Origin of the sequence: Nocardia sp. NPDC052316 (genome assembly GCF_044547795.1) — a bacterium.
Lineage (GTDB): Bacteria > Actinomycetota > Actinomycetes > Mycobacteriales > Mycobacteriaceae > Nocardia.
On the sequence record NZ_JBIUBB010000003.1, the window covers coordinates 604,818 to 629,910 of the forward strand.

The 25,093-nt window shown below is 67.0% G+C and carries 25 protein-coding genes; 18 read left to right on the forward strand and 7 right to left on the reverse strand.

Features of this window, described 5'->3' with window-relative positions:
• Nucleotides 1-15 precede the first annotated feature (15 nt).
• From ACIHA7_RS15480 to ACIHA7_RS15490, 3 genes are all read right to left on the reverse strand, one after another.
• Entirely contained in the window at nt 16-588 is a 573-nt protein-coding gene (locus ACIHA7_RS15480; RefSeq protein ID WP_397289761.1) for a DUF3558 domain-containing protein, read from the reverse strand.
• 224 nt (nt 589-812) lie between these two features.
• Nucleotides 813-1,013 (reverse strand): DUF397 domain-containing protein, encoded by a 201-nt coding sequence (locus tag ACIHA7_RS15485; RefSeq protein WP_397289763.1) that lies wholly within the window; start codon nt 1,011-1,013, stop codon nt 813-815.
• Nucleotides 1,010-1,891, reverse strand: coding sequence for a helix-turn-helix domain-containing protein (locus ACIHA7_RS15490; protein WP_397289765.1), 882 nt, complete (start codon nt 1,889-1,891; stop codon nt 1,010-1,012). The genes ACIHA7_RS15485 and ACIHA7_RS15490 overlap by 4 nt, the downstream gene beginning before the upstream one ends.
• A gap of 255 nt (nt 1,892-2,146) precedes the next feature.
• On the opposite strand from ACIHA7_RS15490, the gene ACIHA7_RS15495 reads away from it, so the two are divergent.
• The 6 genes from ACIHA7_RS15495 (at nt 2,147) to ACIHA7_RS15520 (ending at nt 7,838) form a co-directional block, all read left to right on the forward strand.
• Nucleotides 2,147-2,605: a DNA-directed RNA polymerase subunit beta gene (locus tag ACIHA7_RS15495; protein ID WP_397289767.1), complete on the forward strand. Its 459-nt coding sequence runs from the start codon at nt 2,147-2,149 to the stop codon at nt 2,603-2,605.
• Between the two features lie 166 nt (nt 2,606-2,771).
• On the forward strand, nt 2,772-3,197 hold the full coding sequence (locus tag ACIHA7_RS15500) for a DUF4254 domain-containing protein (protein WP_397289769.1): 426 nt from the start codon (nt 2,772-2,774) through the stop codon (nt 3,195-3,197).
• A 170-nt stretch (nt 3,198-3,367) separates the two neighbouring features.
• Nucleotides 3,368-4,507, forward strand: coding sequence for a DUF3558 family protein (locus tag ACIHA7_RS15505; RefSeq protein ID WP_397289771.1), 1,140 nt, complete (start codon nt 3,368-3,370; stop codon nt 4,505-4,507).
• A gap of 265 nt (nt 4,508-4,772) precedes the next feature.
• Nucleotides 4,773-5,804: a heat-inducible transcriptional repressor HrcA gene (hrcA, locus tag ACIHA7_RS15510; protein ID WP_107660156.1), complete on the forward strand. Its 1,032-nt coding sequence runs from the start codon at nt 4,773-4,775 to the stop codon at nt 5,802-5,804.
• Nucleotides 5,805-5,945: 141 nt separating this feature from the next.
• Nucleotides 5,946-7,097 (forward strand): molecular chaperone DnaJ, encoded by a 1,152-nt coding sequence (gene dnaJ, locus ACIHA7_RS15515; RefSeq protein ID WP_107654897.1) that lies wholly within the window; start codon nt 5,946-5,948, stop codon nt 7,095-7,097.
• Entirely contained in the window at nt 7,098-7,838 is a 741-nt protein-coding gene (locus tag ACIHA7_RS15520) for a 16S rRNA (uracil(1498)-N(3))-methyltransferase (RefSeq protein ID WP_397289773.1), read from the forward strand.
• Nucleotides 7,839-7,850: 12 nt separating this feature from the next.
• Here the strand turns inward: ACIHA7_RS15520 and ACIHA7_RS15525 are convergent, their stop codons facing one another.
• Complete coding sequence (locus ACIHA7_RS15525) at nt 7,851-9,074, reverse strand: MFS transporter (RefSeq protein WP_397289775.1); 1,224 nt, start codon at nt 9,072-9,074, stop codon at nt 7,851-7,853.
• Nucleotides 9,075-9,214: 140 nt separating this feature from the next.
• Between ACIHA7_RS15525 and ACIHA7_RS15530 the strand changes: the two genes are divergently transcribed.
• The 6 genes from ACIHA7_RS15530 (at nt 9,215) to era (ending at nt 14,647) form a co-directional block, all read left to right on the forward strand.
• Complete coding sequence (locus ACIHA7_RS15530) at nt 9,215-10,150, forward strand: LysR family transcriptional regulator (protein ID WP_397290778.1); 936 nt, start codon at nt 9,215-9,217, stop codon at nt 10,148-10,150.
• A 129-nt stretch (nt 10,151-10,279) separates the two neighbouring features.
• Nucleotides 10,280-11,371: a PhoH family protein gene (locus tag ACIHA7_RS15535; RefSeq protein WP_397290780.1), complete on the forward strand. Its 1,092-nt coding sequence runs from the start codon at nt 10,280-10,282 to the stop codon at nt 11,369-11,371.
• Between the two features lie 85 nt (nt 11,372-11,456).
• Nucleotides 11,457-12,011 carry an rRNA maturation RNase YbeY gene (gene ybeY / locus ACIHA7_RS15540; RefSeq protein WP_397289777.1) on the forward strand — a complete coding sequence of 185 codons (555 nt, stop codon included), beginning with the start codon at nt 11,457-11,459 and terminating at the stop codon, nt 12,009-12,011.
• The gene (locus ACIHA7_RS15545) at nt 12,008-13,363 is read left to right on the forward strand and encodes a hemolysin family protein (protein WP_397289779.1); all 1,356 of its coding nucleotides are present in this window, start codon (nt 12,008-12,010) and stop codon (nt 13,361-13,363) included. Before ybeY ends, ACIHA7_RS15545 begins: the two co-directional genes overlap by 4 nt.
• Nucleotides 13,360-13,737: a cytidine deaminase gene (locus ACIHA7_RS15550; RefSeq protein ID WP_397289781.1), complete on the forward strand. Its 378-nt coding sequence runs from the start codon at nt 13,360-13,362 to the stop codon at nt 13,735-13,737. The genes ACIHA7_RS15545 and ACIHA7_RS15550 overlap by 4 nt, the downstream gene beginning before the upstream one ends.
• Nucleotides 13,730-14,647: a GTPase Era gene (gene era, locus ACIHA7_RS15555; RefSeq protein WP_397289783.1), complete on the forward strand. Its 918-nt coding sequence runs from the start codon at nt 13,730-13,732 to the stop codon at nt 14,645-14,647. The genes ACIHA7_RS15550 and era overlap by 8 nt, the downstream gene beginning before the upstream one ends.
• 34 nt (nt 14,648-14,681) lie before the next feature.
• Here the strand turns inward: era and ACIHA7_RS15560 are convergent, their stop codons facing one another.
• A complete protein-coding gene (locus ACIHA7_RS15560; protein WP_397289785.1) occupies nt 14,682-17,792 on the reverse strand; it encodes an NACHT domain-containing protein in 3,111 nt (1,036 codons plus the stop codon).
• Nucleotides 17,793-18,569: 777 nt separating this feature from the next.
• Between ACIHA7_RS15560 and ACIHA7_RS15565 the strand changes: the two genes are divergently transcribed.
• On the forward strand, nt 18,570-18,977 hold the full coding sequence (locus tag ACIHA7_RS15565) for a hypothetical protein (RefSeq protein ID WP_397289787.1): 408 nt from the start codon (nt 18,570-18,572) through the stop codon (nt 18,975-18,977).
• Between the two features lie 287 nt (nt 18,978-19,264).
• Here ACIHA7_RS15565 and ACIHA7_RS15570 read toward each other — a convergent pair whose 3' ends face one another.
• Complete coding sequence (locus tag ACIHA7_RS15570) at nt 19,265-20,710, reverse strand: amidase (RefSeq protein ID WP_397289789.1); 1,446 nt, start codon at nt 20,708-20,710, stop codon at nt 19,265-19,267.
• Nucleotides 20,711-20,942: 232 nt separating this feature from the next.
• Here ACIHA7_RS15570 and ACIHA7_RS15575 point away from each other — a divergent pair, with 232 nt between their 5' ends.
• Both ACIHA7_RS15575 and ACIHA7_RS15580 read left to right on the forward strand, forming a co-directional pair.
• Nucleotides 20,943-21,809: an alpha/beta fold hydrolase gene (locus ACIHA7_RS15575; RefSeq protein WP_397289791.1), complete on the forward strand. Its 867-nt coding sequence runs from the start codon at nt 20,943-20,945 to the stop codon at nt 21,807-21,809.
• Entirely contained in the window at nt 21,796-22,395 is a 600-nt protein-coding gene (locus tag ACIHA7_RS15580) for a TetR/AcrR family transcriptional regulator (protein ID WP_397289793.1), read from the forward strand. Before ACIHA7_RS15575 ends, ACIHA7_RS15580 begins: the two co-directional genes overlap by 14 nt.
• A 25-nt stretch (nt 22,396-22,420) precedes the next feature.
• Here the strand turns inward: ACIHA7_RS15580 and ACIHA7_RS15585 are convergent, their stop codons facing one another.
• Nucleotides 22,421-22,801 (reverse strand): DUF1870 family protein, encoded by a 381-nt coding sequence (locus ACIHA7_RS15585; RefSeq protein WP_159080204.1) that lies wholly within the window; start codon nt 22,799-22,801, stop codon nt 22,421-22,423.
• Between the two features lie 141 nt (nt 22,802-22,942).
• Between ACIHA7_RS15585 and recO the strand changes: the two genes are divergently transcribed.
• Genes recO through ACIHA7_RS15600 form a run of 3 tightly spaced genes read left to right on the forward strand, consistent with a single transcriptional unit; the run spans nt 22,943 to nt 24,989 of the window.
• A complete protein-coding gene (recO, locus tag ACIHA7_RS15590) occupies nt 22,943-23,695 on the forward strand; it encodes a DNA repair protein RecO (protein ID WP_135235594.1) in 753 nt (250 codons plus the stop codon).
• Nucleotides 23,696-23,754: 59 nt separating this feature from the next.
• Nucleotides 23,755-24,564: an isoprenyl transferase gene (locus ACIHA7_RS15595; RefSeq protein ID WP_397289795.1), complete on the forward strand. Its 810-nt coding sequence runs from the start codon at nt 23,755-23,757 to the stop codon at nt 24,562-24,564.
• The gene (locus tag ACIHA7_RS15600) at nt 24,561-24,989 is read left to right on the forward strand and encodes a hypothetical protein (protein ID WP_397289797.1); all 429 of its coding nucleotides are present in this window, start codon (nt 24,561-24,563) and stop codon (nt 24,987-24,989) included. Before ACIHA7_RS15595 ends, ACIHA7_RS15600 begins: the two co-directional genes overlap by 4 nt.
• Nucleotides 24,990-25,093 lie beyond the last annotated feature (104 nt).

Sequence of the window (25,093 nt, forward strand, 5' to 3'; positions counted from 1 at the left end):
TCGCGGTCAGTGGAGTTACACGTTGGCAGGCAAGGTCGGTACAACCTTCTCCGCGAGCTTACGAGTGAGCTCGCAAGTGTCGAGATGCCCAGTGTTACGCCGTGACGGTGGGTTGCTCAGATTGAATTCGAGGCTGCCGCCCTTCATCTCCACATCCACAGTGCAGGCAGCGTCCGGGTGATCACTGGACTGTCGCGTGGAGACCGCCCGGCGACCGTTCATCGTGAACTCTCGGGTGTCGGGGAAGTTCTTCGCGCGCACCATGTCCACTGTGATGTTCGTCGTCTGGATTCGGGCCCCGTACCCGTCTGTTTGCGCCCAGAGACAGCCTCGCCACTTTATGCCGCCTGACGTGTTCGAGTTATCCGGCGTTCTATCCAACAGCTTCTCAGAGTCCAACACGCTTTGCGGAATGTCTTTGCATGGGTCGTAACCAGCGGGTACGTCCGGAGCGACGCTCGGTGTGGAGGTTGATGAGCTTCCGGTCGGCTTATCACCTCCGCCATCAGAAGGCCCGCACCCCGCCAACACAACCACGGCACCAAGAACGAGACCGGACACCTGCCACGAGAGAGACCTGCTCGTCATCGGATCCTTCGCCCGCCGGTGCTCGAATCGATCGCACGGGACCGGACCGGCTTCTCCGCCCCCCGCTTCAGCTCATGCTGACGCTACCGATGCGTCTACCTGGGTGCAAGCGAGTCGCGCCGCAGGTCGACGGCCGTCGGTGGCGGGTCGGCTCTGCGCGACACCGGGCCCGGGACCTCGCGGAGAGCGACGTCCCGGGCCTGATTCACATCCTCGGCATAGCCTTACCGCAGATCCCCACCGGCAACACCGGCGGTAAAGGCCCCCCACGCACTGGAGCTGAAAACAAGTGCGGAGCCGTTCGGGTTCTTCGAGTCACGAACGCCGACCAGGTCGCCGGCGAGGAAGGCGACTTCGACACAGTCTTGGTCGGCATTACTGTGGCTGCTCTTGAACCAGGGCGTGTCGGATAGGTTCCTGTTCACGTCGCGGACTCCTTCGCGATCTTGTGGATGAGTGACCGACTGCGAGCCTCATCCAGTGCCGAGCGTTGCAGGTCGGCGTACGCCTGCTGATACTGCTGTACCTCGTCGGTCTTCTCAAGATACAGCGCACCGGTATACGCCTGGATGTACACGACAGGCGGTTCGGTGAGATGCGCGGTTGGGTGCCTTGGGAATTCGAGGAGCACGAACGGCCCGACATTCAACGCCCCATACGCTTCTGCACTGAGCGGGACCACGCGCATCGAGACGTTCGGCAGTTCGCCGACTGTCGCGAGATATTTCAGCTGGCCCACCATGACGGCGGGACCACCGATGGCCCGCCGCAGCGCCGCCTCGTCCACGATGGTGTCGAGCGCGAGGGGTTTGGTCGAGTCGGTCAGTCGAGCTTTGCGCTGGTTGAACATTTCGATGCGCCGTTCGACCTCTGCGGTCGGCATCGTCGGTGACTTCAGCCAAATCATCGCCCGCCGATATTCATCGGTCTGCAACAACCCCGGCAGCAGCACCGTCTGATACGAAACAATCCTCTTCGCAGCCTCTTCCAACCCGACGAACAAATCGAAATGCTTCGGCACGGCATCCCCGTACGCGTGCCACCACCCGGTGCGATGCGATTCTTCCGCCAACCCGAGCAGCATCGTCGTCACGTCCTCGGGTGCACCGTACACCTCGCACAACCGCTGGATGAACAACGGATTCAAGCGTACGGGTTGTCCGGTCTCCATTCGCCACAGTGTTTGTTTGCCAACGCCTATCGCCAGGCGCGCGATTTCCGCGCTGACACCTGAATTCTCCCGTAGTTCGCGCAGCTGACGTGCCAGCATGCGCCGGGGGAGGGTGGATCCGGTGGGGGTCACGGCAATTCCCTTTCGTAGCCTCACTATTGGCCAGGTATGCAACTGGAACCGCATGGACGGGAATCCTTGGAACCTTGCGAATTTTCCCCTGGTTCCACTACTGGGAACGTTCCCGCCGATCATTTCCGGTGCTCTACTGAACGCGCGCCCCGGTCCGTGTCATCGAAGTCTTGAAACCCTATCGGCGAGAGCGGGTTCAGGTCCACTCGGAACCGGGGGCACCAACCGATCGATCGAGGTGAGTAGAGGTTCGATATGCATGACCCAACGTTCAGGGACACCCCTTTTTCGCGCTGTGCCTATTACCGCCGCACCTGCGGGCTACCGGCCGGAATCCAACCGGAAGCAGGCCGAATCGTCGTCAAGGTCGGCCTGGTCGGCGCCATCACCATGCCCGCTCGCCTCGGCCAACGCGTCCGGGACGACATGCTGTTCCGTGGCTGCCCGGTCGGCCCGATAATGGCCCATATCCGTTCCCGGCGTTGGACTTTCCTCTGCCGGCCGGACGTACCCGACGACACCCGCCTGTTTACCGAACTATTCCGCCTCGACGTCGCCATCGTGCCGTTCGGCGGTGAGATCGCCCTTCCGTCCCCCACGGATTCGCACACCCCTTCCCGCGCCTGGGTTGTCCTGCCGCGGGACACTTTCCGTCCCTCCTGTGCGGTCATCATCGATTACCTCCGCGCCTGCACCAAGAGGCCTGCCCGGTGACTTCGCACCCCACGAAAACTCGAGCGTTCCAAACACACTGCGTGCGAACTATGCACTCATTGTTGGAACCTCACACCCTTTCTGTGAACCGCACACTCAGTACACGGCGTGTGCGGCTCCGACAACGGGTGTGCAATGAAGTCCCCGCACCGGGGGAGGTAATCGCGTGAGTGGTTCGTTGCCGACGAGAAGTCAAGTGCTGCGGGCGTGCCGTGGCGAGAGCACTGTCGACCATCCGTTGTTACGTGCGGCCCGGGAGTTGACCGCACTGCACGAACACCGGTTGTCCACTCCGCAGGAAACCGCCTGCCATATAGACGAATATCGTGCTCGGGAGGTCCGTGACATCGACCGCTGGGTCAGCGCGCACCTCCCCGTGGCGCACGGCGGTGCCTATGTGCACACCGAAACCCTCGGCGCGATCCTCGATCGCCTCGCCCGGCTCACCGCGTGTGCCAACGCATCCCTGGCCGGTGAATCCGACTGGGAGCTCTGGTTCGCCTGGGAACGCCTCGCCGAACTGGCGGTCGGCTACGAGGACCTGATCACCGAACTGACCGCGGGCCGCCGCCGTCTGCCTACCGGGTGCTGATCATGAGTTTTGTTCGTGTGACGTGGTTTCCGACACTGATTAGGTCACGATTCACCGGGTATTCGAGAACCGATAAGGGAGCCGTCGCAATTGGGTTAACCTGCCGTGGATCGTTCGATAAGCCGAGGGAGTTGCCGTTGATCGCAGGCGGCAGGCGGGGCTGGGCGGCCATGGCAGCACTGACCACGGTCGTCCTCATGCTGTGCGCGTGCGGCACCATCTCCACCGAGGCGAAGGTGCGTCCCAGCGCCGAATCCACCGCCCCGAAAGCGGCGAAAGCGCAGGCGGGCACGCCGGGATCGCAAGAGCTGGCCGCTATCGCGCCCGGCACGGCCGACCTCATGGCACGGATCCGCGCCACCGACCCGTGCGCACTGCTGAATCGCGAATTCGCTGAGCGCTTAGGACTTTTCCAGCGCTATGAACGCAGTCCCGGATTGGAACGCGGCGGCGGGTGGACCGGTTGCGGATTGATACTCAGTGCCCCCGATGATGCTTATTATTCGTTCAATCTGGAACTGGACAAGCTCTATACCTCGTCCCAGCGGGCCGCGGACCGGACCGAGCAGGTCAACGGTCGCACCGTGTATCGCAGCGCGAGCAGTGACGACAGACCCGAGGCGTACGGCTGCGACTACCGAATCCCGGCCGGGGACACCGGATTCGCGCACCATCTGAGCGTTGCCAAGATGACCGGCCCGACCAAAACGCCGGTCCCGTGGTCCCAGCCTTGCCGATTCGTCAGGGAGTACCTCGCCGCGTCGATCGACGCCCTCACGGCCTTACCACCCCATGTCGTCGATGAACCAGCCGGACGGTCACTGCGACAGCGCAACCCGTGCGGGGCCACGTCCCAGATCGCTGCCCAATTCACCGGCTGGCAGTTGACCTCCGTCGGCTGGACCAAGGCCTACAAGTGCGCGATCACCCTCGTGCAGACCGGCGGCGCCCACCGCGCCACCGTCGAGGTCTCCTTCGACCAGAGCAACGAGCAGATGGTCAAGACCGGCGAGGTGAACCGCCTGCCCTCCGGCCTCGACGGCGGCCAGGCCATCCAATACGCGCGCCACACGAACGTCGAAGGACTCACCGGTACCGAACTCCGCACGGTCCAATCCACCGATCCCACCAGGGAAAACTCCACCTGTGCGATCACCCTGAACTACCGCCGCGCCGACCCACCCACCGCAAGCAACGCCCACCTCCTGCGCGTGTCGGTCAACCTCGCCCCCGCCACCCCACCCTTCCCCTTCGACGCCTGCACGCAAGTCGTCCAAATCGCTCCAACGGTCCTGCGCGCGATCCCCTGACCGAAGCACACGCCGGCCGCGCACGAACACGATGGCTGCCTCGGTGCCCGCGAACCCGGTGTCACGATTCTCTCGATCGCCCCTGAAGGCATATACCGATCGCAGTCCAGCCTCTCCACCCGTGGCGCGCAAGCGGCGATTCGGGTATAGGCAATTAGACTGGTTAACCAGACGGACCGGGATTCGCATGAAGTTGTGCGATGTGACGGGTTCGCCGACGGCCTACGGCGGCGTACCCGAGGACGGAAGCGAGGAGGTGGGGCCGATGTCGAGCACCGAGGACAGGCGGTTCGAGGTCCTGCGCGCGATCGTCGCGGATTATGTCGCGACCAAGGAGCCGATAGGGTCGAAGAGCCTGGTGGAACGGCACAATCTAGGTGTCTCCAGTGCGACGGTGCGCAACGACATGGCGGTGTTGGAGGCCGAGGGCTACATCACGCAGCCGCACACCAGTTCCGGGCGGATACCCACCGACAAGGGCTATCGGCAGTTCGTGGATCGGATCGCCGAGGTGAAGCCGCTGTCGGGGGCGGAGCGCCGGGCGATCATGGAGTTCCTGGAGTCGGGGGTCGACCTCGATGACGTACTCCGCCGGGGCGTGCGACTGCTGGCCCAGCTGACCAGGCAGGTTGCGGTCGTCCAGTACCCCTCGGTGTCCGCGTCCACAGTGCGGCACATCGAGGTCGTCGCGTTGAATCCGGCGCGCCTGCTGCTCGTGGTGATCACCGACACCGGCCGCGTCGACCAGCGACTCGTCGAGCTCGGCGCGCTGATCAACGACGACGATCTGGCCGCGCTGCGCGGCATGCTCGGCGGCGCGATGGACGGCAAGCGACTGGCCGCGGCGTCGGCGGCGGTGGCCGAACTGCCCGAGCAGGCGCCACCACGGTTGCGTGACGTGCTGATCAGGGTGTCGACAGTGCTGGTCGAGACGCTGGTGGAGCATCCGGAGGAGCGGCTGGTGCTCGGCGGCACCGCCAACCTGACCCGCAACGCGGCCGACTTCGGATTCCCCGGCTCGCTGCGTGACGTGCTGGAGGCGCTGGAGGAACAGGTCATCGTGCTCAAGCTGCTGGCCGCCGCGCAGCAGCCCGGCACCGTGACGGTGCGCATCGGCGAGGAGACCCAGGTCGAGCAGATGCGCGGCACCTCGGTGGTGTCGACCGGCTACGGCACGTCCGGGGCGATCCTCGGCGGCATGGGTGTGCTCGGCCCCACTCGGATGGACTATCCCGGAACCATCGCCTCGGTCGCGGCCGTTGCCCGCTACATCGGTGAGGTCCTCGCCGAACGCTGACGGCTCCGATGCCGCTGATACGCTCGTAGTTCCGGCCGGATAAAGTTGAGTGCATCCGACTAATGCTGTCGATCAGCATGCGGTTGGAGCGGTGAAGCACCGTCGGCACTGTCGAGAACGACCAAGGACTAGAGAACTCAAGTGGCACGGGACTACTACGGACTGCTCGGCGTCGCGAAGAACGCGACCGACCAGGAGATCAAGCGCGCCTATCGCAAGCTGGCGCGGGAACTCCATCCCGACATCAACCCCGATGAGACGGCGCAGGCCAGGTTCAAGGAAGTGTCTGCCGCCTACGAGGTGCTGTCGGATCCGGAGAAGCGACGCATCGTCGACCTCGGCGGCGACCCGCTGGAGTCCGGTGGCGGCGGTGGCGGGTTCTCGGGCGCGGGCTTCGGCGGCCTCGGGGATGTGTTCGAGGCGTTCTTCGGCGGCATGAACGCCTCCGGTGGCGCGCGCAAGCCGCGTGGCCGGGTGCAGCCCGGCGCGGACTCGCTGCTGCGGACCCGGCTCAGCCTGGCCGAATGCGCCGTCGGCGTGACCAAGCATCTCACCGTCGACACCGCGATCCTCTGCGATGTGTGTACCGGCGCGGGCACCAACGGCAAATCCAAGCCGGTGCGCTGCGAAACCTGTGGCGGCGCGGGCGAAGTGCAATCAGTGCAGCGCTCCTTCCTCGGTCAGGTGCTCACCTCGCGCCCCTGCCCGACCTGCCGCGGCGCCGGCGAGACGATCCCCGATCCGTGCCACAAGTGTGGTGGCGACGGCCGGGTGCGCGCGCGTCGCGAGATCGCCGCGCCGATCCCGGCCGGTGTCGCGAACGGCATGCGGGTGCGGCTCGCCGCGCAGGGTGAAGTCGGCCCCGGTGGCGGCCACGCCGGCGACCTGTACGTCGAGATCGTCGAGCAGCCCCACGACGTCTTCGTCCGTGACGGCGACGACCTGCACTGCACCATCCGCGTCCCCATGGTCGACGCCGCGCTCGGCACCACCGTGGTGATCGACACCATCCTGGACGGCCCCACCGAGCTGACCATCGCGCCGGGCACCCAGCCGGGCGAGGTCTCGGTGCTGCGCGGCCACGGCATGCCGCGGCTGCGGTCCGGCGCGCGCGGCGACCTGCTCGCGCACCTGGACATCGTGATCCCCGCCAAGCTGGACAGCAAGCAGACCGACCTGCTGCGCAAGTACAAGGGCATGCGCCCGAGCGAGCGCGCCGAGGTCATGTCCACCCAGTCCGAGCACAACAGCGGCCTGTTCGCCAGGCTGCGGGCCTCGTTCAGCGGTCGTTGATTGGCCGCCACGGTCTTCTACCTCGACGAGGTGCCCGAGCCGGGCGCCGTCGCCGTGCTCGACGGCCCGGAGGGCAGGCACGCCGCCACAGTGCGCCGCATCCGGGTCGGGGAGCCGATCACCCTGTCGGACGGGCGCGGCGTGCTCGCCGAATCGGAGGTCGTTGCGGCGCAGCGTGACCGGCTCGAGCTGCGGGTATTGAATCGCGCTGTCGCACAAGCTGTCTCGCCGCGCGTGACGGTTGTTCAAGCGCTACCGAAGTCGGACCGCTCGGAGCTGGCCGTCGAGCTGATGACGGAGGCGGGCGCCGACACCATCGTGCCGTGGCAGGCCGCCCGCTGCATCGCGAACTGGGAAGGCAAGGCGGGCAAGGCCGTTGACAAATGGCGTGCCGCCGCACGGTCGGCTGCCCGCCAATCCCGCCGCGCCTACATCCCCGAGGTCGCCGACCTGCACCGCACTCGCGACCTGCTCGAGCTGATCCGTAAAGCCAAGGCGGATGGCGCAATCGTCGCCGCGCTGCACGAATCCGGCGCGGGCCGTTTCACCGAACTCGCTTTCGCGGACGTGCCCGAGGTAGTGCTGATCGTCGGGCCCGAAGGCGGCCTCGACAACTCCGAGCTGTCCGCACTGTCCGAGGCCGGTGCCGACATCGTTCTCCTCGGCCCCACCGTGCTCCGCACCTCCACCGCGGCGGCCGTCGCCCTCGGCGCGCTCGGCGCCTTGACGCCTCGCTGGTAGCGCACAGCGAAGTCAGCCCGTGCTGTCCACGCGGAGGTGCTGAGTCCGAAACGCCAAGGTGGACACCAGAATCAACGCCACCGTCAGCAGAGCGGCAACGCAGATGACGAGCCCCGCCCACCCGTGCCGGGTGTAGGCGATACCTACGGCACCACCGACGAGGCCGCTGCCCACATAGAACGAGAACAGATACAGCGACGACGCAGCGCCACGATTCCCGGTGGCCAGCACGCCGACCCAAGCGCTCGCCACGGTGTGTGCGCCGAAAAAGCCTGCGGTGCAGAAGGCCATGCCGAAGATGAGCGTCACCAGGTTGTCGGGCACGGTCAGGACCAGCCCCACACCCATGAGCAGCACCGTGCCTGCGAGCACCCGAGGGCGGCCGACGCGATCCGCGAGCCGCCCGGCAACGGTCGCGACCGCAGTGCCCGCGAAGTAAAGCAGAAACACCAAACCCGCTACCGCGTCGGGCAATTCGAACGGCGGCTGGGTCAGCCGGTAGCCGAGAAAGTTGTACAGCGAGACGAAACCGCCGACCAGCACCAGTGCCAGCCCGAACAGCGCGAGCAGCCCGCGATGACGTAGCTGAAGGGCGAGATCGCCGAGCACGGTGCGGATTCCGGCGGGTCGGGCGACGAAACCACGCGACGGCGGCAGACTGCGGACGAACCACACCGTGCACACCGCGGCGGCCACCGAGATGATCGCCTCGGCCCAGCGCCACGACCCGAGGCCGAGGACGAACCCCGGAATCACCCGCCCGATCAGCCCGCCCATGCTGGTACCCGCGATGTAGACACCCATCGCGGCCCCGAGCCCCGACGTGCCGATCTCCTCCGCGAGATACGCCATCGCGACGGCAGGCACCCCGGCCAAGGTGAGCCCTTGCAGTGCTCGCCCGGTCAACAGCACCTCCAGCGTCGGGCTGAACGGCAGCAACAGGCCGATCACCGCCGAACCGATCGCGGAGACCATCATCACCCGAGTACGGCCGATCCGCGAGGACAGCGCGCTCACCGGAATGATCGCCAGTGCGAGAAACGCGGTGGTGAGCGAGACCGCAAGCGCCGCATGGGCCGGGGTCGCGTCGAAGGCGGCGGACAGGCTCGGCAGTAAGGCCTGTGTGCTGTACATCGTCGCGAAGGTCGCCAACCCCGCCGCGAACAGCGCGGTGGTGATCCGGCGCTCGTGTGCCGTGCGGCCTGCGGCGGCGGGCCCGGACTTCATCGAGGTCATGGCTTTCAGGATCGCCAGCGAACCCTTCCGAAGGGAAATGAATAATAATGGCGGAGTTGATGCACTGAGCGTATTTAGGGAGAGCAGCGTAGGCCGCCCTCGGCTGCGCTGTGACACGCATCACCGGAAAGGGCGGACGTGTGCTGAGCGAAGACCTCGAATGGTTCATCACGCTCGCTGAACTCGAACGGGTCGGCGCGGCCGCCGAACGCCTGCACCTCGCTCAGCCCACCCTGTCTCGCATGCTCGGCAGGCTGGAGCGCAGGCTCGGCGTCGAGTTGTTCGACCGCCGCGGCAAACGCATCATTCTCAACGAGTTCGGTCGCATCTATTACGAGCAGGCCCGCCGCGCGCAATCCGAACTCGACACCGCGGCCAAGTCGATCGCCGATCTGAGCAGCCCCGCCAACGGTGTGGTGCGCCTGTCTTTTCTGCATTCCTTCGGCGGCTGGCTCGTCCCGCAACTGGTCGGCGAATTCCGCCGCGGCTCGACCAGAATCACTTTCGCATTGCGCCAAGGACCCGCCGAAATGGTGGCCACCGATGTGCTCGACGGAACCTCCGATCTCGGCATCGTCTCGCCGCGCCCGAGCGGGCCCGGCGTCGGCTGGCGCGGCTTGTTGCGGCAGCGGCTCGCGCTGGCCGTGCCCGCCGATCACCGGCTGGCCGGCCGCAGACAGGTGCGCCTCGCCGAGGTCGCCGACGAGGACTTCATCGCCATGCATCCCGGCTTCGGCATGCGCCGCATCGTCGACCAACTATGCGCGGCCGCCGATCTTCGCCCGCGCATCGCCTTCGAGTCCAGCGATCTTGTGACCGTCGCGGGCCTGGTCGCCGCAGGTCTCGGCGTCGGGGTGCTGCCGGAGGAACATCTCGGCCCGGCGAACTCGCCCCGGGTGGCCGGCGGTAAGGCCGATGGGCGGCTGGCCGGGCCGGTGCTGATCCCGCTGGCGGACGCGGGTGCCACCAGAGAGGTCGGGTTGGTGTGGTCGGCGGCGAGGTCCGCGCCAGGGGCGGCGCGACGCTTTCGTGATTTCGCCGAGGGTTGGGCCGAGCGCCGCGGGGGAATCCCGTGAAGACCCGGTCCCTCCGTTAGCGGCTTATTCACTGGGCGGTGTCGGTGGGGCGCGTTAAACTTTCATCAACACAGCAGCACGTCGAGACCGGAAAGCAGGCTGTAGCCACTTTTGAGAACACAAGGCGAGATCGGCGACCCGACGACATCAGCAACAGGTATCGGCGCCGACGAAACCAGCTCGGGTCCCGCAGCGCGCACCGTGCGTTCCAGTATCGAACTCGCTCCCGAATCCGTGTTCCCGTTCCTCGGTTCGGCCGACCAGAACCTGCGTGAACTCGAAGAGCTGCTCGACGCGGATATCCACGTTCGCGGCAATTCCGTCACTCTCACCGGCAAGGCGGCCGAGGTCGCCCTCGCCGAGCGGGTGATCGAACAGCTCGTCGCGCTCACCGGCCGGAACCGCGTGGTGACCCCGGAAGCGGTGCGGCACACCGTGTCCATGCTCACCGAGGGCTCCTCGGAGTCCCCGGCCGAGGTGCTCAGCCTGGACATCCTGTCCCGGCGCGGCAAGACCGTGCGGCCCAAGACGTTGAACCAGAAGCGCTACGTCGACGCGATCGACGCCAACACCATCGTGTTCGGCATCGGCCCCGCGGGCACCGGCAAGACGTATCTGGCGATGGCCAAGGCCGTGCAGGCGTTGCAGACCAAGCAGGTCAACCGGATCATTCTCACGCGTCCCGCGGTGGAGGCGGGGGAGCGGCTCGGCTTCCTGCCCGGCACGCTCAACGAGAAGATCGACCCGTACCTGCGCCCGCTCTACGACGCGCTGCACGACATGATGGACCCCGAAGCCATTCCGAAGTTGATGGCGGCCGGCGTCATCGAGGTCGCGCCGCTGGCGTACATGCGTGGTCGTACGCTCAACGACTCGTTCATCGTGCTCGACGAGGCGCAGAACACCACGGCCGAGCAGATGAAGATGTTCCTCACCCGCCTCGGGTTCGGCTCGAAGATCGTGGTGACCGGCGACGTCAGCCAGGTCGACCTGCCGACCGGCGCGCGGTCCGGGTTGCGCGCCGCCAGCGAGATCCTCACCGACATCGATGACATCCACTTCTCGCAGCTGACCAGCAGCGACGTGGTCCGGCACCGGTTGGTCGCCGACATCGTCGACGCCTACGACCGGGCCGAGTCGGAGACCAGGCCGCAGGTCGGCCCGCACTATCCGGGTAACCGGGCCCAGCGTCGCGCCGCCAGCCGCGGCGACCGGCGCTGAGCCGCGTGCTCGACACCGTCCGACCGACATCCCGCGACGCCGGGTGTCAGCCGGACGGCGGCATGCCGTGACATAGGCTGACCGGGTGAGTATCGAGATCGCCAACGAGTCGGGTATCGACGTACCCGAAGAAGATCTGGTCAGTGTCGCGCGCTTCGTGATCACCCGGATGGATGTGCACCCCGCCGCGGAACTGTCGATGGTGCTCGTCGATCTCGACACCATGGCAGACCTGCACATGCGCTGGATGGACCTACCCGGCCCGACCGACGTGATGTCCTTCCCGATGGACGAACTCGAGCCGGGCGGGCGCCCCGACAGCCCCGAACCCGGCCCCTCCATGCTCGGCGACATCGTGCTGTGCCCCGAGTTCGCCGCGGGCCAGGCCCGCAAGGCGGGCCACTCGCTGGACCACGAACTCGCGCTGCTCACCGTGCACGGCGCGCTCCACCTGCTCGGCTACGACCATGCCGAGCCGGAAGAGGAGAAGGAAATGTTCGCGCTGCAGGCCCGGCTGCTCGAAGAGTGGTACGAGAGCCTGCGCGAAGCACAGCGGCGGGCCGAACTAGCCGCCCGAGACGCCAGGCTGCTGGGGAAGGCGGGCTTCACCACACCTGGTGACGCATTAGGACCCGCGTGAGTTCGCTGACCCTGATAGTTTTTGCCGTCCTGCTCGTCCCGGTCGGCGGCGTATTCGCGGGCGTCGATTCGGCGTTGAACACCATCTCACCGGCCCGCGTCGACGATATGGTGCGAGCCGACCGGCCCGGCGCGGTGCGGCTCAGCAAGATCGTCTCCGATCGCGCCCGCTACGTGAATCTCATGGTGCTGCTGCGCATTCTGTGCGAAATCGGCGCCACCGTTCTGCTCGCCGCGGCACTCATCGCGGTCTGGGACGACAATTGGGCGCTGCTGGTCACCGCCGCGGTGATGGTGCTGGTGTCCTATGTGGTGATCGGGGTCGGCCCCCGTACCCTCGGCCGCCAGCACGCCTACTCGATCGCCTTGGCCGCCGCGCTGCCGCTGCAGTTCATCGGCGCGCTGCTCGGCCCGCTCAGCCGCGTGCTCATCCTGCTCGGTAACGCGATCACACCGGGTAAGGGCTTCCGCAACGGCCCGTTCGCCTCCGAGATCGAGCTGCGCGAGGTGGTCGAGATGGCCAGCGAGCGCGGCGTGGTGGCCGACGACGAACGCCGAATGATCCAGTCCGTCTTCGAACTCGGCGACACCGCCGCCCGCGCGGTGATGGTGCCGCGCACCGAGATGGTCTGGATCGAAGCGGATAAGACCGCGGCACAGGCGATGTCGCTCGCGGTGCGATCCGGGCACTCGCGTATTCCGGTGATCGGTGAGAACGTCGACGACATTCTCGGCGTGGTGTACCTGAAAGACCTTGTGCCCTACGCGGAACGAAGTCGCAAGGTGCTGGTGCGTGAGGTGATGCGCCCGGCCGTGTTCATGCCCGACTCCAAGCCGCTGGACAGCCTGCTCGACGAGATGCAGCGCAGGCGCAACCACATGGCCCTGCTGGTCGACGAGTACGGCGGCATCGCCGGGCTGGTGACCATCGAAGACGTGCTCGAGGAGATCGTCGGCGAGATCGCCGACGAATACGACACCGACGAGACGCCGCCCATCGAAGACCTCGGCGACGGCCGCTACCGGGTCTCGGCGCGCCTGCCCATCGAAGATCTCGGCGATCTGTACGGGCTCGACATCGAGGAAGAAGACGTCGATACGGTCGGCGGGTTGATGGCGCACGAGCTCGGCCGGGTGCCGCTGCCCGGGTCGAAGGTCGTGGTGCACGGGTTGATGTTGCGCGGCGAGGGCGGCGCGGACACCCGAGGGCGGGTGCGGGTGCACACCGTGGTGGTGCGCAAGGTGACGGACAAGGCGCAGAACGCCGACGGCGAACAGCCGGACGGCAAAAAAGGCAATGGATCGGATCGGGAAGTCCCGGCCGGTCGACACGAGGACGGAGACACCGAATGACCGAATTGGATCCCGAGGACAACAAATTACTGGTGCTGGCGCGCGGCGCGATGGGCCGCACCGGCGGCGCCAGCGGCGCAGCGATCCGCGACAGCGACGGACGCACCTACGCGGCGGGCGAGGTGAGCCTGACGGCGCTGCGCCTGACCGCGCTGCAGGCGGCGGTCGCGGCCGCGATCTCCAGTGGCGCAGAGGGATTCGAGGCGGCCGTGGTGGTCGGCGGACGGTTGTCCGATTACGGGGTCGCGGCGGTGCGCGAGGTGTCGCCCGAAGCCAAGATCATCTTCACCGACCGGGACGGTGCGGTCTTCGAGATCGTCGACGACTCGCAGCTCACCGTCGACGCGCAGTCGGCCGAGGTGCACGGTGGCTGACGGCCAGGATAACGCCGAATTCCGTTCCGGCTTCGTCTGTTTCGTCGGCCGCCCGAACACCGGCAAGTCGACGCTGACCAATGCCCTGGTCGGCCAGAAGATCGCGATCACCTCCTCGCGCCCGCAGACCACCCGGCACACCATCCGCGGCATCGTGCACCGCGACCACGCCCAGCTCATCCTGGTCGACACCCCCGGCCTGCACCGGCCGCGCACCCTGCTCGGCCAGCGGCTGAACGACCTGGTGCGCGATACCTATTCGGAAGTCGACGTGATCACGCTGTGCGTGCCCGCCGACGAGAAGATCGGTCCCGGTGACAAGTGGATCGTGTCGCAGATCAAGCAGATGGCGCCCAAGACCACCGTGCTCGGTGTGGTCACCAAGATCGACAAGGTGAGCCGGGACCAGATCGCCGAACAACTCCTCGCGCTGTCCAAGCTGCTCGGCCCTGACGCCGACGTGGTGCCGGTCTCCGCGGTCAAGGGCGAGCAGATCGAGGTGCTCGTAGACGTCATCGCCTCGAAAATGCCTGAGGGGCCCGCGTTCTACCCCGATGGGGAGCTCACCGACGAGCCGGAGGAAACCCTCATGGCCGAGCTCATTCGCGAGGCGGCGCTCGAAGGTGTCCGTGATGAGCTGCCGCACTCGTTGGCGGTGGTGATCGAGGAGATCCTGCCGTACGAGGAGCGGGAGGACATGCTCGATGTGCACGCGATCCTCTACGTCGAACGCCCCAGCCAGAAGTCCATCATCATCGGCAAGGGCGGGGCTCGGCTCAAAGAGGTCGGGACGAATGCGCGCAAACAGATCGAACATATTCTCGGGACGCGGATCTATTTGAACCTGCATGTGAAGGTCGCCAAGGATTGGCAGCGGGATCCGAAGCAACTGGGGAAGTTGGGGTTCTAGCCGTCGGGCGACTACGCGATGGCGCCCTTCGCCGTCATCGTCCCTGTCGTCGCCGCGGCGTGGTCGTGACGATCAATCGCCGGGGCGCGTTCGGCTGCGGGATGGAGGCCAGATAGACCATGCGGCCGTCCACCCCGGCGCAGTCCTTCAGCGAGATCGCCTCCAGCAGTGGGAAATCGCCGATGGGTGTGAGGTCATCCGGCAGCGTGACCGCGGACAGCTCCAACGATCGGAGCTGGGGCAGCATGGCGGTGAGTGCGGGCAGCTCGTCGACGAGATCACAGTCGGCCAGCGTCAGTCGTTCGAGGTGCAATGCCCGGCCGACCGCGGTGAGCGCGGCCGGTGCGCCCTCGCCGCTGAGGCTGAGCTCGCTCAGTCCGTGATCCACGAGGCAGGTCAGGTCGTACCCCGTCGGAACCGGTTCGAGGCCCAGCGATCGCAGCTGAACCGGTAGCGCTGCCCCGACCAATTGCGGCAACGACTGCCAGCCCACCAGCTGAAGGCGGTGCAGCCCGGTGCACGCTGCCAGTCCGTCCAGGCCGTCGAGTACTGCCTGATGGTCGTTCGTGGCGAGCACCAACTCGCGTAGGTAGCCGAGGTCGCGCACAGCGGCAAGGGCCCGCAGATCGTTGACTCCGGTCAGCCGGAACAACGACAGCAGTGCGGCCGCCGGTAGTCCGTCGGCTGCCAGTGCGCCGATGCTCGAGGGGAATTCGACGATCAGGGATCGAAGGTTGTCGAGCCGGACGGTGGGCTTCCACTGGCGCGGCCGAAACAGCCAGAGGTCGAGACCGGGCTCTGCGGGAAAGTTGGCGAGTACCGCATCGGCGTATTCGATCGGATCGTAGTAGTCCCAGGTGTTGATCAGCTCCTGCTGTATCTCTTCGCGAGTGTCTTCGGTATAGCCACCCAGCAACCGCAAGGAGGCAGGCCCGCCGATGAGCGCCGCCGTCCGTACCGTCGTCATCGCGCTCACATCGGGAAGGTCATCGAGACGCTTCGGCAGATACCGCAGCAACGGCTCGCCGACGGCCACGAGCGAGGCGGCCTCGTCGAGATCCTGCGGCGGGACGAGCCCGGCGATCGTCTCGTCCAGCCGCTGGGCCAGTTCGCCCGAGAGCGACTCGATCGTTTCCCAGCACGACGCGGCCAACAGCCGCAGATGTCGTCCATTGCGGTCGTCATTGTTCGCGCGGTCGAGCAGGCCGGTGATCAGCTCCCCGCGCTGGCTGCTGTTGGCGTGGCCGGCCGCCATGATGACCGTGTCGTGCCACACGTCCAGATGCGCGCGTCCGACGAGGTTGCCGATGCGGTCCTGCGCGGCGGCCTCCGCTGCCGCGAGGTACTCCTGAAAAGTTCGGTGCACGAAGTCGACTCGGCCGTCGGCGGGGGATCTGAGAATGCCCGATCGATTGAGCAGATAGTCCAGCACGTCCTGCGGGTCGACCGTCAGATGACGCATGGACGCGATCTTCGTGGTCACGTACCCTGCCGCCCTGTCGGTGTCGACTTCGTTGAGATTGTTGTCCGACAACCGCCAAGCCAGATCGCGGAGCACGGTGACCTTGTCGGTCAGGCTGAGTGAAGCCCCCTGCGCGCTGGGAATATGCCGCTCCGCATCGCGTCGCTGCACGAGCAGATCCACCGCGATCTGATACAACTCCATGCGATTGCGCGGCAGCTGTCGCTTGCGCCTCAAATGCAGCGAACACAGCATCGCGGCGAGAAGCGGGTTGGCGGCCAACGCTTGCAGATGCGGGCGATCCCGGACACTGGCGATGAGCGCGCGCTCGTAGTCGGGCAGCTCCGTCGGCGCGCACGGCAGCTGCTGACCGCTCGCGCCGATCGCTTGATGCCATTGGCGGATGAAGGCGTCCAGATCCGACTGCGTCATTCGTTCGAGCTCGACCGGTGTGAAATCGGTGTTGGCGAGCCAGTCATGGTGGGCGGCAGCCGGTCTGGAGGTGACGACGATTCTGGTCAGCGGGTAGGCGTTGAGTAGGAGACCGATCCACTCCCGGACTTTGTTTCGATCCGCGGGAACGAGTTCGTCCACACCGTCGACCAGCAACAGGACCTGACCACTCGCCAGTTGACGATCGACCCACGCGTCGGGCATGTGGCTGGTCAGTGGGCCCGCCGCGTCGTCGAGCAGCTCGTGTAGCTTGGGCAGCTCGCGAGCGGTATAGCTGCGCAGCCTGAGCAGCACAGGGACCAGCCCGTTCCACGCGGCGAGGTCGCCGGTGAACGTCGCACGGGCCGCGGTGACCGCCAACCAGCGCAGCAGCGTCGTTTTGCCCGATCCGGCTTCGCCGCGGAGCAGGATTCGCAGCTTTCGGCTCAAGGCCGCCTCGACTCGTCCGCCGCCGAGTCCTTGTTCGTCGGCCTGGCGCCGGTCACCGAACCACAGGTAGTTCTGGCCGACCACGCGCAGACTGACGTAGGCAACGGAAAGCTTGGTCCGCAAAGGCTGTTCGACAGCGAAGCTGAACAGCTCCACCTCGTCGAGCGTCCGACTGATCAGCTCGAGATACTCGCGGCGAAAGGCGGCGTCGTGGTCGCTGCCATCCGGTGCGTACAGCGACCGCTTGGGTAGTCGCCCGAGCACCTGCTCGACGTCGGCGCCCAATCTGTCTACGCGCCTGAGCAACTCGGGCACCGCTCGCTCGACGAAGACGGGCAGATGACGCACGATCTGCACGTAGCAGTCGCAGCATTCCGCGACGAGCTGTTCGTACAGTGCCGATCCGGCGGCACTGAGCCACGTCGGTGTCCGCACCGTTTCGCGCATCCGCCGGGCCAGCTGCGCCGGATCGGCGTTCGACGCGAAGATCGCGGCGTCGGACAGATCGGCCTGTTCGAAGGCGTGCACCACCGCCTCGACGACCGCGGTGTGCTCACCCGCATCCATCCCGCGGAACTCGTGGGCGAGCATGGGTTCGAGCCGCTCGGCCACCGCGTCCGCGATCTGTTCGAACTGTCGCTTGACGCTGCGCTGGGGGCGAAAGCCGGGAACGTGGCGCCGAATCAGATCGTCCATGTCGGAGCGGCGCGCTTGGTCGCTTTGCTGTTTCGCCAGCAGCAGCCGCGCCGCACGACCCACCAGCGCGGTACCGAGCCGCACCGCAACGAGTTCCGCGCTCATGTGCCCCCCTGTCGCAAGGTTTGCGCTATCCGAACCACCTCGTAGCTCTCGATGATGCCACTGCCGTCGGACACCTCGAGCGAACTGCCGATAGTCGCCGCCAGGCCAGTTCTTCGTTGCCACGACGGCATTCCGCGGGCACTCCGGCCACGACGAATCGGCATGTGGTGGTCAGTCGCGCTGCTCCAGGGTTCGCGCACGAACCTTCCCCTGGGTTCGCTGGATGGACCGAAATGTGTCCTCCGAGACCGGCCCGCCGCCAGTCTGGAGGCGTGTTCCGCCGACGCGACGAGTCGGATGGCTCGATCCGCAAGTCATGTCAGATGTGGAGGGTTCGTCATGGGCAATGTCAACGGGGATTCGACGGTCACCGATGTACCTGCCGTTGCCGGTACGCATGAGGCGGCCGGAATCGGCGTTTTAGGAACCAGCAACACCGGATTCGGTGTTCGCGGCGATGGCCACGGTCCAGGTGCCGGTGTGGTCGGGGTGAACAATTCGGCTGCTCCCGGGGGCAATGGTGGGTGGTTCGAAAGTGCTGAGGGGGAGGGTGTTCGGGGTTGGTCGAAGAATCCGAATCACGGCGCGGTGGTGGGGGTCAACACCGGCGGCGGCACCGCCGGGTTCTTCGAAAGTGCTGAGGGGGAAGGTGTGCGGGGGTGGTCGAAGAACCGGAACCATGGCGCGGTGGTGGGGGTCAACAGCGGCGGGGGTGATGCGGGGTACTTCGAGGGCAATGTGTACACAACCGGAAATGTCACGGTGAGAGGCGATCTCGTGCTCGAAGGCGCAGACTACGCCGAGGCATTGACCACGACCGACGATACCGTGGCGGCCGGGCTGGTCGTCGTGCTCGGGTTGGATGGCGAAGTTCATCCGTGCACCCGCGACTACGACACGGCCGTGGCAGGCATCGTATCCGGCGCGGGAGGTGTGAAACCAGCCATCGTGCTCGACCGGCAGGACAACAGCGCGCATATCGCGCTGATGGGCAAGGTGTGGTGTGCGGCCGATGCCGACTGCGCACCCATCCGACCCGGCGACCTGCTCACCACATCGGCGACGCCCGGTCACTGCCGCCGGGTCACCGAGCCCGCCCGCGCATTCGGCGCGGTGATCGGCAAAGCGCTGACCTCGCTGGCCGACGGTCGAGGTTTCGTCCGAGTCCTCGTCAGCCCGCGCTGACAGCAGCGAAGAATCGTCATGGTCGCATTGCGCGAAGCCACCCGACGGTAGGTTCCAAGCTGTCGGCGCAGCGGGTCGCGGTACCTCGAACGAACCGGCCCAGCACGACCGCCGAACCCCCGCACCTTTTCTCGGGATCCGCACTGACTTCATGGCACTAGAGCGAGTGCGGATCCCGAATGAGGGTGCGGCATTTGCGTATCGACGGTGGACTGCGAATCCGGTGGGCCGCGCTGTGCTGGCCAGCGAAATTCTCGTTTCGAAGCGGACGTGGGTGCGTCTGCGGTTCAGCGAGACAGCCACCACGGGCTGGGGCGTTCCCGTTCCCAGTGCAGCTCCGATTCCAGTTGCGCGGCAACCGAAATCAGCAGTGGCTCGGTCGATGCCGTGCCCATCAGCTGTGCGCCGACAGGCAACCCCGCCTCGGTGAATCCGGCGGGCACGTTCACACTCGGCCAGCCGAGGACGTTCCACGGCCAGGTGTAGGGGCAGGCGGCGGTGATCAGGTTGTTGGTGGCGTGCACGCCGATGCCGTCGATGTCCTCGGCGCGCGGGGGAGGTGTCGCGGTGGTGGGGGCGAGCACGAGGTCGTAGTCGCGGAAGAAGCTGCCGATGCGCTTGTGCAGCAAGGGTTCCGCCTGGCGGGCGGCGAACAGCACGGGTCCGTCGAGGAGTCTGCCCAGTCGAGTATTGGCGATCGTGCGCGGATCCACCTCGGCGCCAGGGAATTTCTGATGCGCCGCGCGGATACCGGCCATCGATCGTGGCAGGAAGGACGCGCCGATCAGCAAGCCGTAGTGCAGGTCTGCGACGGTTACGGTGTGGCCCAATTTGCGTAGGGTGTCGCCGAGGCGTCGCACCGCCGCCGCTACCTCGGGGTGCAGCGCGGTCCTGGTCGCGGTGAACGGGGTGCGTAGCGAGAGCGCGATGCGCAGTCTGCCGGGGTCGCGGCCGACGGCCGCGCTCGCGGAAATCGGTGCGGGAGTGTGTAAATCGCCGTCGTGCGGTCCGGCGGCCACGTCGAGCAGCAGGGCGGCGTCGGCGACGGTGCGCGCCAGTGGCCCGTTGACGGTGAGCCCGTAGAACGCTTCGGCGTGCGGCCAGGTGGAGATGCGGCCGCGCTGCGGCTTGATGCCGACGAGATTGGTCCACGACGCGGGGATGCGGATGGAGCCCGCGCCGTCGGAACCCAGTGCGGCAGGGACCAATCCGGCCGCGACGGCCGCCGACGATCCGCCGGAGGAGCCGCCGGGCGTGTGGTCGGCCGACCACGGGTTGCGGGTGTAGCCGAAGGCGGCCGCGCTGGTGAACGGCAGCTGTCCGAGTTCGCAGGTGTTGGTCTTGCCGACGATCACCGCGCCTGCCGCGCGCAACCGCCGAACCGATTCGGCGTCTTCGGTTTTCGGAGCGAAGCTGCCGCCGCAGCCGAACGCCGTCGGCTCACCGGCGATGTCGGTGTCGTCCTTCACCGCGACCGGCACGCCGAGCAGCGGTAGCCGTTCGCCTGCCGCGAGGCGCCGGTCGGCATCGGCCGCCTCGACGAACGCGCGCTCGCGGCGCACGAGGCGAAACGCGTTGAGCGTCGATTGCGACGCCTCGATGCGGTCGAGGGCGGCGCCGACGGCGGCAACGGAGCTGATCGTGCCCTTGGCGAGGGCAACGGCATGGTCGGCCAGTCCCAGGTCGCCGGTCTGCGGCTCGGACGCCGGCCGAGTGGGTTCGGGCACCGTCATCGTGAGCTCCCTCTCGTCGCGCTTTCGAAGACGTTATCGCGCACCTGGTCAAGTGACTAGTTCGTCACTGTGGGTTCGCTCCCTTTGTCGCGGCGCCGAACCGTGTCGGCGGCCGACTCGAGCGCGAGTCTGCCAGTGGCGTGGCTGATTTCGGCTGGCCGACCGGCTTGGCTCTAGACATACATACGGAATGTATGTAAAAGTGGACAGACCGCAACGCTCTGGAGGAACGATGGGAATCAGCACCGAACTCGGTCCCGCACACGAGGTTGACCTGCCCGGCGGCCGCATCAGCTACCACGACACCGGCCAGGGCTCCCCGGTCGTTTTCGTACACGGCCTGCTCGTCAACTCCGACCTGTGGCGCAAAGTCGTCCCCGGCGTCGCCGCCGCGGGCCACCGCTGCCTGACCCCCGACTGGCCGCTGGGCGCGCACCAGATCGCCATGCCCGATGCCGACCTCACCCCGTCCGGCGTCGCCGATCTCATCGCAGCCTTCCTCGAACGACTCGACCTGTCCGACGTCACCGTGGTCGCCAACGACACCGGCGGCGCGATCACCCAGGTGTTGATGACCCGCCACCCGGCCAGGATCGGCCGCGTGGTGCTCGCGGCGGTCGACAGCTACGAGGGCTTCCTCCCGAAACCGTTCGCACTGCTGTCCTGGCTGGCGCGGATCCCTGGCTCGATGCGCCCGGTCGTCGAGTTGGCGCGCATCCGCGCGCTGCATCAGACGCCACTGGTGTTCGGGATGGTCGCCAAGCGCCGGGTGCCGCAGGAGATCGCCGACTCCTATCTGGCGGGCCCACAGCAGTCCGGCGCGGTCCGCAAAGATTTGCGGCTGTTCCTCAAGAACGCGCACCGGCGCTACACGCTCGAAGCCGCTTCCCGCTTCCCTTCGGTCGACCTCCCGGTGCTGCTGGTGTGGGCGCGTGAGGACAAGATTTTCCCGATGTCCTACGCCGAACGCCTGGCCAGGGACCTGCCGCACGCGACGTTGAAGGTCATCGACGACTCCTACACCTTCCTGCCCGAAGACCAGCCCGAGTTGCTCACCGAGTCGATCCTGGAGTTCACTCGGCTGCATGCCACGCCGTAGCCAGGAGGACCGCTCCCGCACCACCAGGGCCGCGCTCGAACAGGCCGGACGGCGCCTGTTCACCGAGCGCGGCTTCGCGGCCACCTCGGCGGAGGAACTCGTCACCGAGGCCGGGGTCACCCGGGGTGCGCTGCATCACCACTACGGCGACAAGCGCGGCCTGTTCCTCGCGGTGCTGGAACAGATCGAGGTGGAGACCACCGAGGAGATCGAAAAAGCCATCGCCGCAGTCGATCCCGACGACGTGATGGCGGGGATGGCAGTGGGCCTCAGCGTTTTTCTGGAGATCTGCCAGCGCCCCGCCATGCTGCGCATCGCGCTCACCGACGCGCCGGCGGTGATGGGTTGGCAGGCCTGGCGTGAATTCGAGAACCAGCACGGCCTCGGCCTGATCACCGCGCAGTTGGAACGCGCCCGCGCCGCGGGCCTGATCGCCGACGCCCCCATTCAGGTCCTTGCCCAGCTATTGCTCAGCGCGCTCACCGAGTCGGCGTTGATCGTCGCGCACGCCGACGACCCGGACCGTGCCCGCGCCGAAGCCCAGCAGTCGGTGCTGCTACTCATCTCCGGCATCGTTCGCACCTGAATCCGCTCGCGCGAGCGATACCGTTCTACTCCACGAACTGCAGCTCTACCTGCGGTAATTCGACCATGACCCGGGCGCAGACGGCCCGATGCCAGGTCGCCGGATAGCGGGTGTCCGGCTCGTGTCTGCAGTAGTCGTCGTTGGTGCGATAGGTGTGCAGACGCGGGGAGATCTCGCCTGCGCCGATGGCGTCTACCATCGCCTCGACGACCTGTTCGGTCTCGTCGGCAATCTCGGCCAGCTCGCGGGCCGCCGTGTCCGGGATCTGGAAGGCGCCCCGTTCCCACCGTTCCACGGTGCGTTCGGCGACGGCGAAGAGCCGGGCGCACCAGGGCACCGGCAGGCCGAGTAGTTCGCGAGTGGCCCGGAACCCGGCGGCGGTTCCGGTACCAAGTAGGTCGTCCAAATCCGAAAACCCCTCCCCAGCAGTGCGGTAGAGAAAAAGAATAGGTCAGTGCGCCGACCTGCACGGGGGATTCGTCGGGGAAGTGGCAGAGGTGATGCCGCGCCTGCCGAAGACTGTCGGGTCCTCGTGCGAGGATGAGGCGTGCGTTTGTATCGAGATGTGGCGGTGGTGGTACGCCAGCACAAGCTGGGCGAGGCGGACCGCATTGTCACGCTGCTGACGCGCCAGCACGGATTGGTGCGCGCGGTGGCCAAGGGGGTGCGCCGCACCAAATCGAGGTTCGGGGCCAGGCTGGAGCCGTTCGCCTACATCGACGTGCAGCTGCATCCGGGACGCACGCTGGACGTGGTAACCCAGGTACACACCGTGGAGGCGTTCGCCGCCGACATCATCGACGACTACGGGCGCTACACCACGGCCTGCGCGGTGCTGGAGACCGCCGAACGACTGGCAGGCGAGGAGCGCGCCCCCGCGCCGCGGCTGCACGCGCTCACTGCGAGCGCGTTGCGCGCCATCGCCGCCAAGCAGCGACCCCACGAGCTGATCCTGGACGCATTCCTGTTGCGCGCCATGGGTTTCGCGGGCTGGGCGCCCGCGTTGGACGAGTGCGCCAAGTGCGCGACGCCGGGCCCGCATCGGGCGTTCCACGTCGCGGCCGGGGGAGCAGTGTGCGTGCACTGCCGCCCGCCGGGTGCGGCGACACCGGCCGCGGGGGTGCTCGATCTGCTCGTCGCGCTGCTGCGCGGGGAGTGGGCCTACATCGAGACGGTGCCCGACGGGGTGCGCAGGCAGGCCAGCGGCCTGGTCGCCGCGCATCTGCAATGGCACCTGGAACGGCAGTTGCGGACGTTGCCGCTGATCGAGCGGTCGAGCCCGGTACGCTCGCCCGCCTGATCGCCGGGTGGGCGGAGACCTTCACAAGGCCTCCACAACCATCAGGCAGGATAGGGGCCGTGATCCTCCGCCGAGACTCCTCCACCGCGACCAAGTCGGGCGCACCCCGCACTGTTCGTCCGCCCTCGCAGCACCCCTCGGGCGCGCGTCCGCCGGAGATCCCGGCCGTGCTGGTGCCCAACCACGTCGCGCTGGTGATGGACGGCAACGGCCGGTGGGCGCAGGAACGCGGGCTGCCGCGCACCGCGGGCCACGAACGCGGCGAGGCCGTGCTGATGGACACCGTCGAGGGCTGTATCGAGATCGGCGTGAAGTGGCTCTCGGCCTATGCCTTCTCCACCGAGAATTGGCGGCGCAGCCCCGAGGAGGTGCGCTTCCTGATGGGCTTCAATCGCGACGTGATCCGGCGCCGCCGCGACGAGATGAACGAGATGGGCGTGCGGGTGCGCTGGGCCGGACGGCGACCTCGTTTGTGGCGCAGCGTGATCAACGAACTCGAGGTCGCCGAGGAGCTGACCAAGGACAACACGGTGATGACCCTCACCATGTGCGTCAACTACGGCGGGCGCGCCGAAATCGCCGACGCCGCAAGGGAAATCGCGCGACGGGTAGCGGCGGGGGAGATCGACCCGGAGAAGGTCACCGAGTCGACGCTGGCGAAATACCTGGACGAGCCGGACATGCCGGACGTGGATCTTTTCCTGCGCCCCTCCGGCGAGTTCCGCAGCTCGAACTTCCTCATCTGGCAGTCCGCCTACGCCGAATACGTCTACCAGGACACCCTGTTCCCCGATTTCGACCGGCGCAACCTGTGGGCCGCGTGCCTCGAGTACGCTTCGCGGGACCGCCGCTTCGGCGGCACGAAATGAACGGCGGCGCGGACATGGAATCATCGGTGACCCCGGAACACGAACTGCAAGCCCGCGCGGGCGCCTGCCTGTCGCTCTACGACATCGACGTGCGCGTCGACCCCGAAGGCTCGATCGGTTTCGAGTACGAGGGCTCGCTGTGCTCGCTGCGCGCGGTGAGCCTCGCGCCAGGGCTTGACGTGCTCACGCTCACCTGTGTGCTCGCCTGGGATCGCCCGATCAAGCCGCAGCTGCACAAGCGGGTCGCCGAGCGGAACAACGCGCTGCAGTTCGGCTCGCTCACCGTCATCGCGCACGACAAACTCGCCGACATCATTCTGCGCTACACCTTCCCCGCCGCCGGACTCGACGACCAGGCGCTGGCCACCATGCTGGTCCTCGTGCTTTCCGGCGCCGGGCGTGCCCGCCAGGGTCTGCTGCCCTGATCGGCCGCACCACCCTTCTCGGGCGCTATGCCGTTCTGTAGGCAGTGCGAACGGGATCGGTGCTCGAATCGCATTCGTGTGCTTGCGCTTTCGGCACCGAGAAC